Origin of the sequence: Streptomyces sp. NPDC002795 (assembly GCF_042888725.1) — a bacterium.
GTDB lineage: Bacteria > Actinomycetota > Actinomycetes > Streptomycetales > Streptomycetaceae > Streptomyces.
On record NZ_JBIAQB010000002.1, the window covers coordinates 87333 to 105107 of the forward strand.

Genomic DNA, 17775 nt, shown 5'->3' on the forward strand with positions numbered 1-17775 from the left:
GCCACCGCGCCGTACAGGTAAGGGCATAATCGCACCAAGCCGGACGCAAGATCGCAGACATTCAGAGATCAGTGGAACGCGGGAGGCACAAGGACATGGCGTGGCTGCTGGTCGTCGTCGCGGGGATCCTGGAGACCGGATTCGCCGTCTGCCTGAAGCTCTCCCACGGCTTCACGCGGCTGTGGCCAACGGTCGCGTTCGCCGCGTTCGCCCTCGGCAGCTTCGGGCTCCTCACGCTCTCCCTGAAGAAGCTCGACGTGGGTCCCGCGTACGCGGTGTGGACGGGCATCGGCGCGGCCGGCACGGCGATCTACGGCATGGTCTTCCTCGGCGACGTGGTCTCGGTCCTCAAGCTCGTCTCGATCAGCCTGGTGATCGCGGGCGTGATCGGCCTGCAGCTCTCGGGCTCGGCGCACTGAGCGTCCGTCCTACCGGCGTACTGCCTCTCGCACCATCCGCGCGGCCCCGCCCTCACCCGGCGGCGCCATGACGCACGACAGCGCGAGCCGCATCGCCACCTCGCAGTCCCGCGCCAGCGCCTCCGCCTCGCTCTTGGCCACGCCCGGCACGCCGAGCGCTGCCACGCTCCGGTCCCGCACGGCGACCACGAAGTCGCCGGGCGCCGGCAGCGGCCCGTCCGCTCTGCGCTGGGCCGGCACGGACGAGGAGGACGGCACGGCGGACAGCGTCGGCGAGGGCAGGCGTGCGCTCCAGCATCCGGTGAGCGCGGCCCGCACCAGCGGATTGCGCCGCGCGCTGGTGACGGTCCACTCGGCAACGCCATCGAGCCCGCCTTCCTTCAACGCCCGGTCCACGCCCGCGAGATAGGCGTCGGCCTCCCGGCGTACGAGGGCGCGCGCGAGTCCCTCCTTGCTGCCGAACTCGTTGTAGAGGGTCTGCCGGGAGACCCCGGCGACCGCCGCCACGTCGACCATCCGCACGCCGCCCCACGGTCGCCGCGCGAGCGCCGTGTAGGCCGCTTCCAGTAGGGATTCCCGCGCTGCAGGCATCGTCGCCTCCCCGGTTCGCCGGGTTTCGTAAGGCCTGTGTGGCCAGAGTTGACGCGCTCTTAAGCGGTGTCAAGGCCTCTCGTCGAGCACACCGGGCCCGCCGCCGGATCGGTCCCTGTAGAAGTCGGCGTACCGCGATCGATACTGTTCACTCATGCCCGACTACCAAGATGATCTGCGTCTCGCCCATGTCCTCGCGGACGTCGCCGATGCCGCGACGATGGACCGGTTCAAGGCCCTCGACCTGAAGGTGGAGACCAAGCCGGACATGACTCCGGTGAGCGAGGCCGACAAGGCTGCCGAGGAGCTGATCCGCGGCAACCTCCAACGGGCACGGCCGCGGGACGCCGTCCTGGGCGAGGAGTACGGCATCCAGGGCACGGGCCCGCGCCGCTGGGTCATCGACCCGATCGACGGGACCAAGAACTACGTGCGCGGCGTCCCGGTCTGGGCCACGCTGATCTCCCTGATGGAGGCGGGCGAGGGCGGCTACCAGCCGGTCGTCGGCGTGGTCTCCGCCCCGGCCCTCCAGCGTCGCTGGTGGGCGGCGAAGGGGGCGGGCGCGTACACGGGCCGCAGCCTGACCTCGGCGTCGCGCATCCACGTCTCCAAGGTGGGCCGTCTTGAGGACGCCTCGTTCGCGTACTCCTCGCTGACCGGCTGGGAGGAGGAGGGCAGGCTCGACGGGTTCCTCGATCTGACGCGGGCCGTGTGGCGCACGCGTGGCTACGGGGACTTCTGGCCGTACATGATGGTCGCCGACGGGTCGATCGACATGTGCGCCGAACCGGAGCTCTCCTTGTGGGACATGGCGGCGCCGTCGATCGTCGTGTCCGAGGCGGGCGGCAGCTACACGGGGCTCGACGGGCGTCCCGGCCCGCACAGCGGTAACGCGGCGGCCTCGAACGGCCTGCTCCACGACCAGTTGCTGAGCTACCTGCGCGCTTCGGTGTGAGTGCGGTGAGCGCGGGTTGAGCTGCTTGCGCCCCTGAACTCGCTCCCCGCGCCCCCTTGTTGACGCTCCCTTTGCCTGCAACTCTGAGAGTCCCCCCACTTGTGAACTTGTGAACCGTTTCTCGTTCCGTACGGACCCGGTGCCGCAAGTACCTCACACAGGAAGGTGGCTCCATCCATGCTCGTCCGTGACGCCATGAGCACGATGGTCCTCACCATCGGCCCCACCCACACCCTGCGCCAGGCGGCCCGGCTGATGTCGGCACGCCGCGTCGGCGCCGCCGTCGTCCTCGACCCGGACGGCATCGGCGTCGGGATCCTGACCGAGCGCGACATCCTCAACTCTCTCGGCCAGAACCAGGATCCGGACCTGGAGACCGCGGGCGCCCACACCACCGCGGACGTCGTCTTCGCCGCCCCGTCGTGGACCGTGGAGGAGGCCGCGGCCGCCATGGCGCACGGCGGCTTCCGGCATCTCATCGTGCTCGACGGACAGGAGCCGGTCGGCATCGTCTCGGTCCGCGACATCATCCGCCGCTGGGCCCCGGCCCGACGACAACCCGCCCCGCTCACGGCGTAGCAGCGACGCTCGGACACGACAGACAGGGCCGGTCCCCCGAAGGGAACCGGCCCTGTCTGCTCAGCAGTTCTCGATCAGCGCACGTCGAACCGGTCGAGGTCCATGACCTTGACCCACGCCGCGACGAAGTCCTTCACGAACTTCTCCTTGGCGTCGTCGCTCGCGTACACCTCGGCGAGCGCGCGCAGCTCGGAGTTGGCGCCGAAGACCAGGTCGGCGCGGGTGCCGGTCCACTTGACCTGCCCCGAGGCGTCGCGGCCCTCGAACTCGTCCTGCGCGGACGACGTCGACTCCCACTGGGTGTCGATGTCGGTGATGTTGACGAAGAAGTCGTTGCTCAGCGTGCCCGGACGGTCGGTCAGGACGCCGTGCTTCGACTGGTTCGCGTTGATCCCGATGACGCGCAGACCGCCGAGGAGGACGGTCATCTCGGGCGCGCTGAGGGTCAGCAGGTTCGCCTTGTCGGTGAGCAGGAACTCCGCCGGGAGGCGGTTGGCCTTGCCCACGTAGTTGCGGAAGCCGTCGGCCTTCGGCTCGAGAGGCGCGAAGGACTCGATGTCCGTCTGCTCCTGCGAGGCGTCGACACGGCCCGCCGTGAACGGCACCTCGACCTGGACGCCGCCGTCCTTGGCGGCCTGCTCGACGGCCGCGGAACCCGCGAGCACGATCAGGTCGGCCAGGGAGACCTTCTTTCCGCCTGCGACGTTGAAGGACTCCTGGATGCCCTCGAGCACGCGGAGCACCTGGGCGAGGCTCTCCGGGTTGTTGACCTCCCAGCCGCGCTGCGGCTCCAGGCGGATACGGGCGCCGTTGGCACCGCCGCGCTTGTCGCCACCGCGGAAGGTGGAGGCGGAGGCCCAGGCGGCGGACACCAGCTGCGGGACCGTGAGGTCCGAGGCGAGGACCTGCTGCTTGAGCGTGGCGATGTCGGCGGCGTCGATGACCGCGCCCTCACGCGCCGGCAGCGGGTCCTGCCAGAGCAGCTCCTCGGAGGGAACCTCCGGGCCGAGGTAGCGGACGACGGGGCCCAGGTCGCGGTGCGTCAGCTTGTACCAGGCACGGGCGAAGGCGTCCGCGAACTCCTCCGGGTTCTCGTAGAAGCGCCGCGAGATCGGCTCGTAGACCGGGTCGAGCTTCAGCGAGAGGTCCGTGGTGAGCATCGTGGGCAGACGCTTGACCGAGGAGTCCTCGGGGTCCGGGATGATCGCCTCGGCGTTCTTCGCCACCCACTGGTTGGCGCCGGCCGGCGACTGCGTGAGCTCGTACTCGTACTCGAAGAGGTTCTTGAAGAAATAGTTGCTCCACTGGGTGGGCGTCTCGGTCCAGGTCACCTCAAGGCCGGAGGTGATGGCGTCGCGGCCCTTGCCGGAGCCGTGCCCCGACTTCCAGCCGAGGCCCATCTGCTGCATGGGCGCGCCCTCGGGCTCGGCGCCGACGAGGTCCGCGTCACCCGCTCCGTGCGTCTTGCCGAAGGTGTGGCCACCGGCGATGAGGGCGACGGTCTCCTCGTCGTTCATCGCCATGCGGCGGAACGTCTCACGGATGTCGCGGGCCGCGGCGATCGGGTCCGGGTTCCCGTTGGGACCCTCGGGGTTGACGTAGATGAGGCCCATCTGGACGGCGCCGAGCGGGTCCTCGAGGTCGCGGTCGCCCGTGTAGCGCTTGTCGTCGAGCCAGATCTGCTCGGGGCCCCAGTAGACGTCCTCGTCCGGCTCCCACACGTCGGCGCGGCCGCCGGCGAAGCCGAAGGTCTCGAAGCCCATGGTCTCCAGGGCGACATTGCCGGTGAGGATCAGAAGGTCGGCCCAGGAGATGTTCTGGCCGTACTTCTTCTTCACGGGCCAGAGCAGCCGGCGGGCCTTGTCCAGGTTCCCGTTGTCCGGCCAGCTGTTGAGCGGGGCGAAACGCTGCTGGCCCGCGCCCGCGCCACCGCGGCCGTCGCTGATCCGGTACGTACCGGCGGAGTGCCAGGCCATACGGATCATCAGCGGGCCATAGTGCCCGAAGTCGGCGGGCCACCAGTCCTTCGAGGTGGTCAGGACCTCGGCGACGTCGCGCTTCACGGCCGCGAGGTCCAGGGAGTTGAACGCCTCGGCGTAGTCGAACTCCTCACCCAGCGGGTTCACCACGGCCGGGTTCTTCGCAAGGATCTTCAGATTGAGGCTCTCAGGCCACCACTGCCGGTTGCCGCCGCCCTGCGTCGGATGCGCGGCTCGGCCGTGCCCGACCGGACAACCACCCGCCTCCGCGTTGGGGTCCGTGACAAATTCTTCGTGATTCTCGGACATTGGGGGCCCTTCCCGAGTCGTCCTGTCGCTTGGCTATAGCCGAGCCTGATCCTACAATGGACAATGTCTAAGTCAAGGAAAGCTCCAAAGTCACACCCAATCGGGGCTTAGGCCCCCTCACTGTTAGGCTGGTCCTCATGAGTGACCTGTTGGAACGACTGCGCGGACGCGGCTGGCGTATGACCGCCCAGCGGCGCGTCGTGGCCGAGGTGCTCAACGGGGACCATGTGCACCTCACCGCTGACGAGGTGCACGCCCGCGCGACGGCGAAGCTCCCCGAGATCTCGCGGGCGACCGTCTACAACACGCTGGGCGAGATGGTCTCGCTCGGCGAGGTGATCGAGGTCGCGACGGACAAGCGCGCCAAGCGCTACGACCCGAACGCTCACCGCCCGCACCAGCACCTGGTCTGCGACGTGTGCGGCCAGATCCGCGACGTGCACCCGACGGGCAACCCGCTGACGGCCCTGCCGTCCGACGAGCGCTTCGGCTTCACGATCTCGGACGTCGAGGTCACCTACCGGGGCCTGTGCCCGAACTGCGCCGCGAAGGCGTAGCCCTCCCCCCTCCGCAAGGCCCGCACCGCGAGGTGCGGGCCTTTTGCGTTGCATGAGTCAACCACGCACCCCCTTCCGCAATCTGACGGGTCGTCATATTCTCGCGATCGCCCACGAGAATCCGCCGCACCCCGGAGGGCCCATGCACCCCAAGCTCCAAGCCCGCGCACTCACCAGGACTTTCGGCACCACGCACGCCCTCGGACCACTCGACCTGAAGGTCACCCCCGGCGAGTTCGTCTGCGTGGTCGGCCCCTCCGGCTGCGGGAAGTCCACCCTGCTCCGGATAGCCGCGGGCCTCACCCGCCCCTCCAGCGGCACCCTGGAGATCCGTACGACGAGCCCCCGCCCGGCAGCCATGATCTTCCAGGACTACGGGATCTACGACTGGAAGACCGTCCTGGCCAACGTCCGCTTCGGCCTCGACATCCAGAAGACCCCGCGCAAGGAGGCGAACGCCCGCGCCCGCGACTGGCTCGCCCGGATGGGCCTCGCCGACTTCGCCGACGCCTACCCGTCCGCCCTCTCCGGCGGCATGCGCCAGCGCGTCGCGATCGCGCGGGCGCTGGCCGTGGAGCCGGAGATCCTCCTCATGGACGAGCCCTTCGCGGCCCTCGACGCCCAGCTCCGCACGATCCTCCAGGACGAGCTTCTGGCGCTCACGCAGACGACGCGGACCACCACGCTCTTCATCACGCACAGCCTGGAGGAGGCGATCGTCCTCGGCGACCGTGTCCTGGTGATGTCGGCCCGCCCTGGCCGCGTGATCGCCGAGCGCACGCCGCCGTTCGAGCGCCCGCGCACCGGAGACATCCGCGACACCCCCGAATTCACCTCCCTGAAGGGCGAGTTGTGGGACCTGCTGCGCGGCGAGGTGCACCAGGAGGCGGTCCCGGCATGAGTTCCCTCCCGCCACCCACCACCGCCCTTTCAATGAAGGGGCTGCGCCCATGACCAACCTCATTCCGACCAAGGCCACGGACGACCTGCTGGTCCGCGCCCCCGGCCCCGAGGAGCTCCACCCCGTCCGCGCACGGCGCAGGCGCCGCGCCCTCGAACTCTCCCTCGCGATCGCGGTCCCCGTGGTCCTGATCCTGCTCTGGCAGCTCGCGGCCTCCCAGTCCTGGATCGACGAGCGCATCTACCCGGCCCCGTCCACGATCCTCGCCGACGGCTGGCAGCGCGCGGCCGACGGCGAACTGTGGCCGGACGTCTGGGCCACCCTGAAACGGGTCCTCGCCGGCTACGTCATCGGCACGGTGTCGGGCTACCTCCTCGGCCTCCTCATGGGCTCGATCTCCCTGGTCCGCGCGGCACTCGAACCCCTCCTGGACGCCCTCTACGTAGTGCCGAAACTCGCCCTCCTGCCGATCTTCCTGAACATGTTCGGCCTGGGCGAGGGGCCGCAGATCGCACTCGTCGCGGCGACGGTCTTCTTCTTCGTGTGGATCTCGACGATGGCGGCGGTCATCTCCGTCCCCATCGGCCACCGGGACGCGGGACAGGTCTTCGGCGCCTCCCCCTGGCAGATGTTCCGGCACGTCCTGCTGCCCGCCTCGCTCCCCGCCGTCCTCGTCGGCGCGCGCATCGCGGCGGGCGTCGCGGTCCTGGTCATCGTCGCCTCGGAACAGATCGCCGCGAACGACGGCCTGGGCCATCTGATCTTCGACGCCCGCGCCCTCTTCCAGAACGACGTGATGTTCGTCGGCATCGTCTGCGTCGCCGCCCTCGGCGTCCTCTTCTCCGAACTGGTGCGCCTGGCAGGCCGGTTCCTCACCCCCTGGGCCCCACGCGACCGCGGCCGCGGCCAGTCCTGACGCCCACCATTCGCACCCCGTACGGAGGCTCCATGCGCACCAGATACGTAGGTACGACCCTGATCGCGGCCGGCGCCCTGCTGCTCGGCACGACGTCCTGCGCCAAGACCGACGCCCCGTCCGACGCGGCCGCGAAGCCCCGCGCGATCAAGGCGGTCGCGGGCTGCGGCAAGGGCTCCTGGACGGATCCGGCGGACCGCTCCCCCGACCGCGATCCCGCCCGCTGCGACAAGGGCGCCCCCGCCCCGGTCAAGCTCGCCAAGCCCCGCGAGCTGACGATCGCGACGGGCACGCTGAGCGCCGAGTACGTGGCCCCGCTCGAAATGGCCGTCAAGAAGGGCGAGTTCAAGAAGGAGGGCCTGGACGTGAAGCTGAAGGTCCTCCCGACACCCGACGCCCTCCCCCTCCTCGCCAAGGGCGAGATCGACGCCCAGTGGGCCGCCCCGGAGGCGGCGGTCATGAACGGCATCCTCGGCGGCTTCGACATCAAGTGGGTGTCCGGCAACTTCTCCCCCGACCCCAAGTCCAAGAGCGGGCTCTGGGTGCGCCTCAAGCAGGGGCAGAGCGCGTCCCAGGTCCGGATGGCGGGCAAGAAGATGGGCACGCTGATCGGCAAGGGGTCGGTCGCCTCGTACCCGATGAACATCGCCCTGAAGGAGCACGGCGGCGGCCTCAACAAGATCCAGTTCCAGCAGCTCGGCTCGGCCGACGTTCTGACCGGACTGCAGAACGGCGGGGTCGACTCGGCCTGGCTCCTCGACCCGATCTGGCGCAAGGTCGACGGCGACAAGCGCTACGCGTTCCTCGGCGGCCAGCCCCAGGGCGAGCCGCTCGGCGGCCTCCTGTACGGGCCGAACCTCCTCAGCAAGGACCCGGACGCGGGCGTCGCGTTCCTGCGCGCGTACATCCGCACCGTGAACACGTACTTCCGGGACGACTACAAGAAGGACCCCGCCTTCGTCGCCGAACTGGCCCGCCTCCTGAAGACGGACAAGAAGGTCCTTCAGGAGACGCCGTCGCTTCGGATGGACTGGGAGATCCGCTCCGGCACGACGGACCGGCTGCAGGCCGCGTACAAGGCGGCGGGCGTCTCCGAGGGCGATCCGCTGCCGGAGTCGAAGACGGTGAACAGGAAGCTGTACGAGGAGGCCGTCGGCCACAAGCCGTGAAAACGTCCGAGGCCCGGATCCTTGAAGGATCCGGGCCTCGGACTTTCAGTAGCGGGGACAGGATTTGAACCTGCGACCTCTGGGTTATGAGCCCAGCGAGCTACCGAGCTGCTCCACCCCGCGCCGTTGAAATGAACACTACGGCACGCCTCCGACCAGCGCAAATCACATCCGAGGGCACCCAGGGACACTTCCGCTCCGGACATGCGTGAGGCCCGGATCCTTGAAGGATCCGGGCCTCAGGCTTTCAGTAGCGGGGACAGGATTTGAACCTGCGACCTCTGGGTTATGAGCCCAGCGAGCTACCGAGCTGCTCCACCCCGCGCCGTTGAAATGAACACTACGGCAGTACCCCCCACCAGCGCGAATCGCCTCCGCGCGCTACGCCGACAGCTCCTGCCGCAACGCGTCCCGCAACCGCCCGGCCCGCTCCGCGACCTCCGCGGGGCCCAACTCGACCGCCCGGGACGCCCACTTCTGGCCCTCGGCGAGGTCACCGCGCCGCGCGCACAGCAGCGCGAGCCGAAGCGCCGCCCGCCCGTGCCCCGCACCGGCCGCCCGCGTCCACCAGAGCGCCGCCTCCGGCTCGCTCCCCTCCCGGGCGAGCAACAGCCCAAGGTTGAACGCCCCGTTGCGCGACCCGGCCTCCGCGGCCTCCCGGTACCACCGCGCCGCCTCCACCACGTCGCCGCGCGCGGCGGCCAGCATCCCGACCCGCACCTGCGCACGCCGGTGCCCGTGCTCGGCGGCCCGCTCGTACCACTCCTCGCACTCGCTCTTCTCGGTGACGGGCTCCCCCAGCTCGTGCCGAACAGCGGGCGGCCGCCGCACATCGAGCAGCGAGGCGAGCCGGTACGCGGCCTCGCCGCTGCCGCCCCCGGCCGCACACCGCAGGTGCCGCTCGGCGGCCGGCTCGTCGCCCTCACGCTGCCGCGCGATCCCGGCCTGCAGCGCCGCCTCGGTGTGCCCACCGGCCGCGGCCCGCTCGTACCACTGGAGCGCTGCCGCCTCGTCGTCCCGACTCGCGTACAGGATCCCCAGGTTGAACGCCGCGTCGACGCTCCCGGCCTCCGCCGCCTTGGAGAACCAGGGCTCGGCGCCGACCGCGTCCCCGTTCTGCAGGAGCAGCACCGCCAGCGCGTTGGCCGCCTCACGGTGACCCGCGTAGGCCGCACGGCGGTACCAGCCCTCGGCCTGCGCGGTGCGCTTCTGTTCGGCGCAGAGCAGGCCGAGGTTGTACGCGCCGTTGTTGTCTCCCGCGTCCATGGCCGCGCGGTACCAGCGCTCGGCGGTCTGCGTCTCACCGCGCTCGGCGTGCAGGGCGCCCAGCGCGTTCGCCGCGTTGCCGTCGCCGTCCTGGGCAGCCCGCAGCCACCACACGGCGGCGCTCTCCTCGTCGCCCGCGTCGCGCAGCAGGAACGCGAGGGCGCACGCGGCGCGCGCCTCGCCGTCCTTGGCGGACGTCAGGTACCAGCGCCCGGCCTCCTTCAGCTCGCCGCGCTTCTCCAGGATCGAACCGAGGTGCAGCGCGGCCCGCCGGTGCCCGCGCGCGGAGGCCTGCCGGTACCACTGCTCGGCCTCCTCCGCGGGATTCCCGCCGTCTCCGGAGACGAGCACATCGGTGCCGCCCTTCCGGTCGAGCGCGCGGGCGAGCCGGTACGCGGCCTCGCGGTGCCCGCGCTCCGCGGCGACCCGCATCCAGCGCTCGGCACCGACGTCGCTGCGGTGCTCCAGAAGATCGGCGAGCGCGTACGCGCCCAGCGTGTGGCCGTGCTCGGCGGCCTGACGCAGCCAGTATTCGGCGGCGGGCTCGTCGCCGCGCTCGCGGAAGTGCCGGCCCAGGGCGTGCGCGGCGGGCGCGGAGCCCGCGACGGCGGCGATGCGCCACCAGCCGGCGGCCTCGTCCGCGTAGCCGCGCTGGTGGAGCAGGACTCCGAGATTGTTGGCCGCGGCCCGGTCACCCTCGCCCGTGGCGGCACGCAGCAGAGGCTCGGCTCCGATGAGATCTCCGCGGCGCAGCAGCATGGCGCCGAGGACGCTCATCGCCTCGACGTCGCCGGCCTCCGCGGCCAGCCGCTGGCGTGCTTCTTCCGCAGCCTCGCCGGGTTCGTCCCGATCTGTCGACTGCACAAACCGCCCTGTCTCCAACAGAGTTGCCTTGTCCCCCATAACGTCCATCGTCGCACCACCTGCAACCTGGGTACACCTGGTATACCGCAGCCAGTGAGGTCACTTCAGCGTTTTGTCGACATGCCCACAGGGAGACAAGTGAAACACGCTTTTCTCAACTCCCCCCGAGGGGAGCATCGTTCGCACACGCTTCGCACATGCCAGTGGCTCATGACAGCAGGGGCCCCGACGCACCGAAGGCCCGGAAGCCTTAGCTTCCGAGCCTTCGATCATCAGTAGCGGGGACAGGATTTGAACCTGCGACCTCTGGGTTATGAGCCCAGCGAGCTACCGAGCTGCTCCACCCCGCGCCGTTGTGTCCAAACCGTACCACGGCGCGGAGGGGGCATCTGACCGGTCAGCCGCCGGCTGCCTCCTTGTTGTCGCCGCTCTTGTCGTTCTTGTTGTCCCCTGCCGCCTTGTCGGCCTTGTTCTGCGCGTCCTCCGCGCGTTCCAAGGCGTCCTGCAGCCGCTCCTGGGCCTCGCCGTAGGCGGTCCAGTCGTTGTCCTTCAGGGCCTCTTGGCCGTCCTTGAAGGCCTCGTCCGCGTCCGCGAGCGCTTCCTTCACCGTCGAGTTCTGAGGCGTCTGCGGATCCTCGCCGGGCTTCTCCGGCTCGGCAGGCGTGTCCCCGCTCACGTCGAAGGCCTCGTTGAGCGCCTCGGACAGCGAGTCCGCGAAACCGATCTTGTTGCCGTAACTGACCGCGACCTTGCGCATGAGTGGGTACTCGGCATTGCGGCCCTGGGCGTAGATCGGCTCTACGTAGAGGAAGCCCTTGTCCAGCGGCACCGTCAGCAGATTGCCGTACAGGACCGTCGAGTCGGCGCCCTTCATATCGCGCACCCAGTTGGCCACGGAGCCCGAGGAGTTGAGCGTGTTCTGCACCTGCTCGGGTCCTGCGACCTTGTCCTCGGTGACTCTGAGCAGCCTTATGGCGCCGTAGTCCTTACTCGTCGCGTCGGCGTCGACCGCCATGAAGGCTCTCAGGTTGGGCCGCCCGCTCGGCGTGAACGTCGTCGTCAGTGAGAACTGCTGGCTGGTCTGACCCGGCATCTTCATGGACAGGTAGTACGGCGGGACCGCGCTGTTGTCCTTCTTGGTCGGGTCGTTCGGCACCTGCCACGCGTCGGACGCGTTGTAGAACTGGTTCGAGTTCGTCACGTGGTAGAGGCTCAGCAGCTCACGCTGCACCTTGAACATGTCCTGCGGGTAGCGCAGGTGCTCCTTCAAGGAGGCCGGGATCGCGCTCTTGTCCTCGACCGTGCCGGGGAACGCCTTCTTCCAGGTCTTCAGGACCGGGTCCTTGTCGTCCCACGTGTAGAGCTTGACCTCGCCCGTGCCCGCGTCGACGGTCGCCTTCACCGAGTTGCGGATGTAGTTGACCTGGTTCTGCTGGGCCACCACCGCGCGCTGGCTGTCCGCCTCGTTGAGCGAGTCGGCGGTGCTGTCGCCCAGCGTCGTGCGGGACGCGTAGGGATAGCCGTTCGACGTCGTGTAGGCGTCGACGATCCACTTGATCTTGCCGTTCACGACCGTCGGATACGGGTCCCCGTCGATCGTCAGCCACGGCGCGACGGCCTCGACGCGCTCCTTGGGAGTGCGGTTGTAGAGGATCCGCGAGCCCTCACCGATGGCCCCCGAGTAGAGGATCTGCGGCTCGCTGAAGGCGACGGCGTACGCGGCGCGGTTGAGCGGGTTCGCCAGATTGACGCCGCCCTTGCCCTTGTAGCTGGTCGTCTTCTGGGTGCCGTCGTCCTGCTCGTAGTCCAGCTCCTTCTGCGGCCCACCGACGATCGAGTACTGCGACGTCTTCTCGCCGTAGTAGATGCGCTGGTTGTAGTCGCCGAGGTCGCCGGTGGTCGGCAGGCCCGACTCGGTGAACTGCGGGGCACCCCCGGACGTCGCCGTCCCCTTCGCCGTCACGGCCCCGAAGCCGTGCGTGTAGACGAAGTGGTCGTTGATCCAGTTGCGCTTGTCGAGCTTGCTCAGGTTCAGCTCACGCAGGCCGACCACGGTGTCCTGGCCGTTGTAGCGGTCCACGTCCAGGGTCGTCGGGAACTGGTAGTACTTCCGCTGCTGCTCGAGCTGCTGGAAGGTCGGCGAGACGATGTTCGGGTCGTTGAGCCGGTAGCTGGCCGCCGAGTCGGACTCCGTCCGCTGCTTGTCGGCATCGTCCGAACCCTTGCCCTTGTAGTCCACGGGCTTGGCCTTGTCGATGCCGTAGGCCTTACGGGTCGCCTCGATGTTCTTCTTGATGTACGGGGCTTCCTTGGACTGCTCGTTCGGCTGGACCTGGAACTTCTGGACGATGGCCGGGTACAGGCCGCCGATCAGGATCGCCGAGAGCACCATCAGACCGAAGCCGATCACCGGCAGCTGCCAGGTGCGCCGCCACAGGGTCGCGAAGAAGAGGATCGCGCAGATGACGGCGATGCAGAACAGGATCGTCTTCGCCGGCAGATACGCGTTCGCATCGACGTACCTGAGGCCCGTCCAGTTGTCCGTCGCCTTGAAGTCGCTCTGCTTCACCGCGAGCCCGTACCGGTCGAGCCAGTACGCGACCGCCTTCAGGGCGACGAACACGCCCAGCATGACGGAGAGGTGCCCCGTCGCCGCGGCCGTGGCCCGCGCACCCGGGCTGGTGATCCGCAGGCCGCCGTACAGGTAGTGCGTCAGCGCGGCGGCGACCAGGCCGATGACGGCTGCCGCGAACCCGAAGCCGAGCAGGAAGCGGTACCAGGGCAGGTCGAACGCGTAGAAGGACACGTCCATGTGGAACTGCGGGTCCTTCTGGTTGAACGGCACGCCGTTCACGAACATCAGCCACGTACGCCACTGGCTGGCGGCGGAAGCTCCCGCGATCAGACCCACGAGGGCGGTGATGCCGACGAGCAGCCACCGCTTGAAGGGCGCGATGCCCATGCGGTAGCGATCGAGGCTCTGCTGCTCCATCGACATGGCACTCAGCGGCGGGCGCAGTCGGTGCGCCAGCCAGACGTTCACGCCGACGGCGAGCGCCATCAGCAGTCCGAAGACGAAGAAGAGCCCGATCTTCGTCCAGAGTTGAGTCGTGAAGACGGACGAGAACTTGACCGAGCGGTACCAAAGCCAATCGGTCCAGAATCCGGCGAACATGACGAAGACCATGCCGAGCACGGCCAGGACGCCCAGCGTCAACAACAGCGTTCGGGCACGCCGGGAGGGGCGGCCGACTCTGATCCGCGGTCCCGTCGGGCCCCCGCCGCGGTCCGGCATCTGGAAAGCCAAGGTGTGCACCTCGAAGTTCGGTATTCGGTCGGTCGGTCGGGCCCCCGAAAGAGCGGACCCATCACCTATGCAACTTACTCACCCTTTACTCAGTTCCCGGTTCGGGGGACGAACGAGGCAGGATTGTGACCATGTCCAACACTCCCATGGCAGCGAGCCCCCTCACCCGAGCCGTACTCGAGATCGATGAGTACGCCGCCGGGCTTGGCTGGGACCAGCCCGCTCGCCTCTTCGCCCTCGTCGACACCGCCGCGCTGCGCGCCCAGGAACCCGCTCTCGCCGCCCAGCTCGGGCTCGAGGGCGAGCAGGAGGCCGCCCCCGGCCTCACCCCGATCGAGCAGGACGAGATCCCTGCCGGAAAGCCGCTGGACGAGTTCCTCGGCACCATCGCGTGGCCCGACGCCGTCGTGGGCTGCGCGCTGACGGTCGAGCGCCTCATGCTGCCGCCGTCCGCGGAGGCGTCCGTCCCGGAGGGCCTCAGCGACGCGAAGCTCACGAAGTGGGTGGCCGAGCACCCGGACCGCCAGGAGGTCCGTATGACGGTCGGCGTTCTGCGCGACGGCACCCGCGACTCGGCGCTGCGACTGCGTGAGAAGGACGCGACGACGGAGGTCCTCACGGGCTCGAATCTCGTACCGGGGCTCGCGGAGGCCCTGTCGGTGACGTTCGCCGAGTGATGTCTTCTTCGTCTACGTAGAGGGGCGCCACCGGTGAGTTCCGGTGGCGCCCCTCTACGTAGTGCGGTGTTTGCGTCTGTTCAGCCCTTGGCTGTGCACGTGGTCAGGTCCGCCGTGTCGCCGCTGCGGATGTCCTTCAGGGCGTCCATCGCGTCGTCCAGGGTGTCCACCTTGACCAGCGTCAGCCCGTCCGGGGTGTCCTTGGCCGCGGTGGCGCAGTTGTCCTTCGGCGTGAGGAAGTACTGGGCGCCCTTGTCGCGCGCGCCGACGGTCTTCATGCCGATCCCGCCGATGGGGCCGACCTTGCCGGCCTCGTCGATGGTGCCGGTGCCGGCCACGAACTTGCCGCCGGTCAGGTCCTGCGACGAGAGCTTGTCGACGATGCCGAGGGAGAACATCAGGCCCGCGCTCGGACCGCCCACGTCGGCGAGCTTGATGTCGATCTCGAACGGGAAGGTGTGGTCGGTCCCCGCCTGGATGCCGACGATCGCGCGGTCGTCCTCGGCCTTCTCCGTCTTGATCGTCACGTTCTCCGTGCGGGTCGCCACCTTGCCGGCCTTCTCGGCGGCGGCCGCCTCCTTGACGGGCACGACCGTGAAGACGACGTTCTCGCCCGGCTTGTGCTTGGTGACGAGCTTGGCGACGTCGGTGGGCTTGGTGACCTTGGTGCCGTCGACGGCCTTGATGACGTCCCCGGCGTGCAGCCTGCCCTGGGCCGGGCTGTCCTTGACGACACTGGAGACGATCACCCAGGACTTCACGGGGATGCCCATCTCGTGCAGCGCCGCCACCTTGGCGCTCTCCTGGGACTGGCTGAACTCCTCGGCGTTCTGCTGCGAGGACTGCTGCTCGGTCTGGCCGTCCGGGTAGAGCGTCTCGTGCGGCACCACGATGCTGTCGTGCGCGAGCCACCCGTAGACGGCCGACACCAGGTTCATGTTGTAGTCGGCGCTGGTGACGCGGACCGTCGTCATGTTCAGGTGGCCGGACGCGTCGTACGTCTTGTGGCCGGAGATCTCGATCACGGGCTCGCCGCCGTGGTCCGCGAGGGTGTTCACCGTCGGTCCCGGCGACATCTCCGCGTAGGGCACTTTGATGAGCACCCCCGCGCACAAGAGCGCGATCAGCATCAGGGTCGAGGCGAGCATCGTCGCAGTGCGGCGTGGCATGGAACGACAGTACGGGACGACGCTGTCAGCGCACCTGTGGGGCCAGGCCTGTCAGGTCCCCTGGTGCGACTTCTCCATGGCCTCACGAAAACGCGCGTAACCACTGAGTTCCGTGACGTCCCCGGTCTTGTGGCGCTGACGTCCGGCCCAGATGCCCCAGATGCCGGCGGCCACCGCAGCGACCACCGGAATGAGAAGCCACAGGAGCGCTGCCATCCCGACCTCCCGACCCCATGAGCGACTGCCACTGACGTATCAGCAGATTAACCATCCGCAGTCCCAACGCTCGCCGCAGGGGGGCGGTTACGCAACCGGAACACCCTTGGCCCCGACCGGAGTCGGCCAGGCGTGTTCGAAAGACGCCTCAGCAGGCGCCGACCCACTCCTCGGTGCCGTCCGAGAACGTCTGGTGCTTCCAGATCGGCACTTCGTGCTTCAGGTCGTCGATCAGCTTGCGGCAGGCTTCGAAGGCCTCGCCGCGGTGCGGGCAGGACACGGCGACGACGACCGCCAGATCGCCCACCGTCAGATCGCCGACTCGGTGCACTGCCGCCAGGGCACGCACGGGGTACTCGGCGACCACCTTCTCGGCGACGCGCCGCATCTCCGCCTCGGCCGTCGGGTGGCAGGAGTAGCCCAGCTTGTCCACGTCGGCCCCGCCGTCGTGATTGCGCACGGTCCCCACGAAGAGCGCGGTGCCGCCCGCCGCGTCGTCACCGACGGCCCGGAAGACCTCGTCGAGGGAGAGCGGCGTCTCTCGGACGGCGAGCAGCTTGATCGGGTCCTGTGCCCTCAGCTCGCCGGGGTGGTCGTGCTCAGTGGGTGCCATGCCCTCATCGTGCCGCACGCCGCCGACAACCGTGAATAGCGTTTTCGACCGGCACGCACGCGTACCGGCTTGGAGCCTTCTACAGGTACGCGGGTCTCAGATGCGCCGCCGCGCCTTGCGCACCCGCCGCACCACGGCCGCCGTGCCCAGAAGTGCGACGGTCGCGCCCGCGGCTCCGGCCGCCGTCGCGTCCTTGCGTCCGAGGCGTCGGCCCGCCACGGTGCGCCGGCCCGCGACCTCCTCGAGCAGTTCCGCGAGGACCTCCTCGTTGGTCCACTGGGGTCGCCACCCGGAATCGTGCAGCCGGCTCCCGCTGACCACCCACGGGTACATCGTGTAGGCGAGGTCGCCCGCCGGGGAGGGCGTCAGGCCGATCCGGTGCAGCCGGGCCGCCGCGCCGAGGGCGACGGCGGAGGGCAGCTCCATGCGCCGGATGCCGCTGAGCTCCTCGATCTCCTCCTGCTCCAGCCAGCCGTCGCAGCCGACCGCGAGCTCTCCGTCGACCTTTTCCAGGGCCGCGTGCTCCAGGGCGCTGCACAGGTCGTCCACGTGGCAGAACTGCCAGGCCGGCCGCGAACCGGCCACCACAAGGAGGCGCGGCGACTCGAAGTACCGGGTGAGCGCCGTGTCCGTACCGCCGACGAGCACTGCGGGGCGCACCACGGTGACGTTCAGGCCGGGATGCGCGCGCGGGGCGCGGCGGGCGAGCCGCTCGACTTCCAGGAGGTCGCCGACTCCGGTCGCTTCCGCGGTGGCACGCAGCTCCGCGTCCTCGGCGAGCGGAAGCTCGTTGTCCTCAAGGGCTCCGTAGACCATCGTCGAGGTGCACAGGACGACGCGGTGCACGCCTGCGGCGGCCGCGGCGGTGAGCACTGTCTGTGTGCCCCGCACGTTGTACGCGGTGCGGGCCGCGGGGTCGGACTCCAGGTCGAGGTCGAGGGCCAGGTGCACGACGACGTCGGCGCCGCGCAGCTTCTCGGCGATGGCCGGGTCCCGCACATCCAGGACGTGCCAGGTCGCTGACGTGCACTCGCCGCGCCGCTCGTCGATGGCGAGGACCTGCTTGATCTCGTCCGACGCGGCGAGCCGCTCGGTGAGCAGGGCGCCGACGCCGGACGCGGCACCGGTGACCGCGACGACGGGGCCGCGGACGGCTGGACGGGAGGAAGGGTTTCGCGCTGCGCGAACCTGCGGATCTGGGGAACTCACCGGGCGTCTCCAGCGGTTGTCTTCAGTACGTACCCGTATGACGCGTACGTACCAGGAGGCATCCATCCTGCCGCAGGCC

At 69.4% G+C, this 17775-nt stretch carries 16 protein-coding genes and 3 tRNA genes; 8 read left to right on the plus strand and 11 right to left on the minus strand.

The features are described from left to right. Window positions 1-95: 95 nt before the first annotated feature. Window positions 96-419 carry a multidrug efflux SMR transporter gene (locus ACFYWS_RS04915; RefSeq protein WP_326013912.1) on the plus strand — a complete coding sequence of 108 codons (324 nt, stop codon included), beginning with the start codon at window positions 96-98 and terminating at the stop codon, window positions 417-419. A gap of 9 nt (window positions 420-428) precedes the next feature. Here ACFYWS_RS04915 and ACFYWS_RS04920 read toward each other — a convergent pair whose 3' ends face one another. Further along, window positions 429-1010, minus strand: coding sequence for a TetR/AcrR family transcriptional regulator (locus ACFYWS_RS04920; protein ID WP_389269630.1), 582 nt, complete (start codon window positions 1008-1010; stop codon window positions 429-431). A gap of 154 nt (window positions 1011-1164) precedes the next feature. On the opposite strand from ACFYWS_RS04920, the gene hisN reads away from it, so the two are divergent. Continuing rightward, entirely contained in the window at window positions 1165-1965 is an 801-nt protein-coding gene (gene hisN / locus ACFYWS_RS04925) for a histidinol-phosphatase (RefSeq protein ID WP_389269632.1), read from the plus strand. 177 nt (window positions 1966-2142) lie between these two features. Beyond that, window positions 2143-2544 (plus strand): cyclic nucleotide-binding/CBS domain-containing protein, encoded by a 402-nt coding sequence (locus ACFYWS_RS04930; protein WP_389269634.1) that lies wholly within the window; start codon window positions 2143-2145, stop codon window positions 2542-2544. Window positions 2545-2618: 74 nt separating this feature from the next. Here the strand turns inward: ACFYWS_RS04930 and katG are convergent, their stop codons facing one another. Next, entirely contained in the window at window positions 2619-4832 is a 2214-nt protein-coding gene (gene katG / locus ACFYWS_RS04935; RefSeq protein WP_389269636.1) for a catalase/peroxidase HPI, read from the minus strand. 137 nt (window positions 4833-4969) lie between these two features. On the opposite strand from katG, the gene ACFYWS_RS04940 reads away from it, so the two are divergent. From ACFYWS_RS04940 to ACFYWS_RS04955, 4 genes are all read left to right on the plus strand, one after another. Beyond that, a complete protein-coding gene (locus ACFYWS_RS04940) occupies window positions 4970-5389 on the plus strand; it encodes a Fur family transcriptional regulator (protein WP_389269638.1) in 420 nt (139 codons plus the stop codon). A 142-nt stretch (window positions 5390-5531) separates the two neighbouring features. Then, window positions 5532-6290: an ABC transporter ATP-binding protein gene (locus tag ACFYWS_RS04945; RefSeq protein WP_389269640.1), complete on the plus strand. Its 759-nt coding sequence runs from the start codon at window positions 5532-5534 to the stop codon at window positions 6288-6290. 49 nt (window positions 6291-6339) lie between these two features. Then, window positions 6340-7206 (plus strand): ABC transporter permease, encoded by an 867-nt coding sequence (locus tag ACFYWS_RS04950; RefSeq protein WP_389269642.1) that lies wholly within the window; start codon window positions 6340-6342, stop codon window positions 7204-7206. A gap of 32 nt (window positions 7207-7238) precedes the next feature. Next, on the plus strand, window positions 7239-8375 hold the full coding sequence (locus ACFYWS_RS04955; protein WP_389269644.1) for an ABC transporter substrate-binding protein: 1137 nt from the start codon (window positions 7239-7241) through the stop codon (window positions 8373-8375). 49 nt (window positions 8376-8424) lie between these two features. Here ACFYWS_RS04955 and ACFYWS_RS04960 read toward each other — a convergent pair. The 5 genes from ACFYWS_RS04960 to ACFYWS_RS04980 form a co-directional block, all read right to left on the minus strand. After that, window positions 8425-8498: transfer RNA gene (locus tag ACFYWS_RS04960), tRNA-Met, on the minus strand. Window positions 8499-8626: 128 nt separating this feature from the next. Beyond that, window positions 8627-8700 (minus strand) — tRNA-Met (locus tag ACFYWS_RS04965). A gap of 56 nt (window positions 8701-8756) precedes the next feature. Beyond that, window positions 8757-10553, minus strand: coding sequence for a tetratricopeptide repeat protein (locus ACFYWS_RS04970; protein WP_389269646.1), 1797 nt, complete (start codon window positions 10551-10553; stop codon window positions 8757-8759). A gap of 228 nt (window positions 10554-10781) precedes the next feature. Then, a tRNA-Met gene (locus ACFYWS_RS04975) sits at window positions 10782-10855 on the minus strand. Window positions 10856-10902: 47 nt separating this feature from the next. Further along, window positions 10903-13800, minus strand: coding sequence for a UPF0182 family protein (locus ACFYWS_RS04980; RefSeq protein WP_389271702.1), 2898 nt, complete (start codon window positions 13798-13800; stop codon window positions 10903-10905). Between the two features lie 143 nt (window positions 13801-13943). Between ACFYWS_RS04980 and ACFYWS_RS04985 the strand changes: the two genes are divergently transcribed. Continuing rightward, on the plus strand, window positions 13944-14489 hold the full coding sequence (locus ACFYWS_RS04985) for a PPA1309 family protein (RefSeq protein WP_389269648.1): 546 nt from the start codon (window positions 13944-13946) through the stop codon (window positions 14487-14489). Window positions 14490-14569: 80 nt separating this feature from the next. On the opposite strand, the gene ACFYWS_RS04990 is transcribed toward ACFYWS_RS04985, so the two are convergent. The 4 genes from ACFYWS_RS04990 to ACFYWS_RS05005 form a co-directional block, all read right to left on the minus strand. Then, window positions 14570-15658, minus strand: a complete 1089-nt coding sequence (locus tag ACFYWS_RS04990; RefSeq protein ID WP_389269650.1) for a PDZ domain-containing protein — start codon at window positions 15656-15658, stop codon at window positions 14570-14572. A 51-nt stretch (window positions 15659-15709) separates the two neighbouring features. Next, window positions 15710-15874, minus strand: coding sequence for a hypothetical protein (locus tag ACFYWS_RS04995; protein WP_389269652.1), 165 nt, complete (start codon window positions 15872-15874; stop codon window positions 15710-15712). A 148-nt stretch (window positions 15875-16022) separates the two neighbouring features. Then, complete coding sequence (locus tag ACFYWS_RS05000; RefSeq protein ID WP_389269654.1) at window positions 16023-16487, minus strand: molybdenum cofactor biosynthesis protein MoaE; 465 nt, start codon at window positions 16485-16487, stop codon at window positions 16023-16025. A gap of 96 nt (window positions 16488-16583) precedes the next feature. Next, window positions 16584-17696 carry an SDR family oxidoreductase gene (locus ACFYWS_RS05005; protein ID WP_389269656.1) on the minus strand — a complete coding sequence of 371 codons (1113 nt, stop codon included), beginning with the start codon at window positions 17694-17696 and terminating at the stop codon, window positions 16584-16586. Window positions 17697-17775 lie beyond the last annotated feature (79 nt).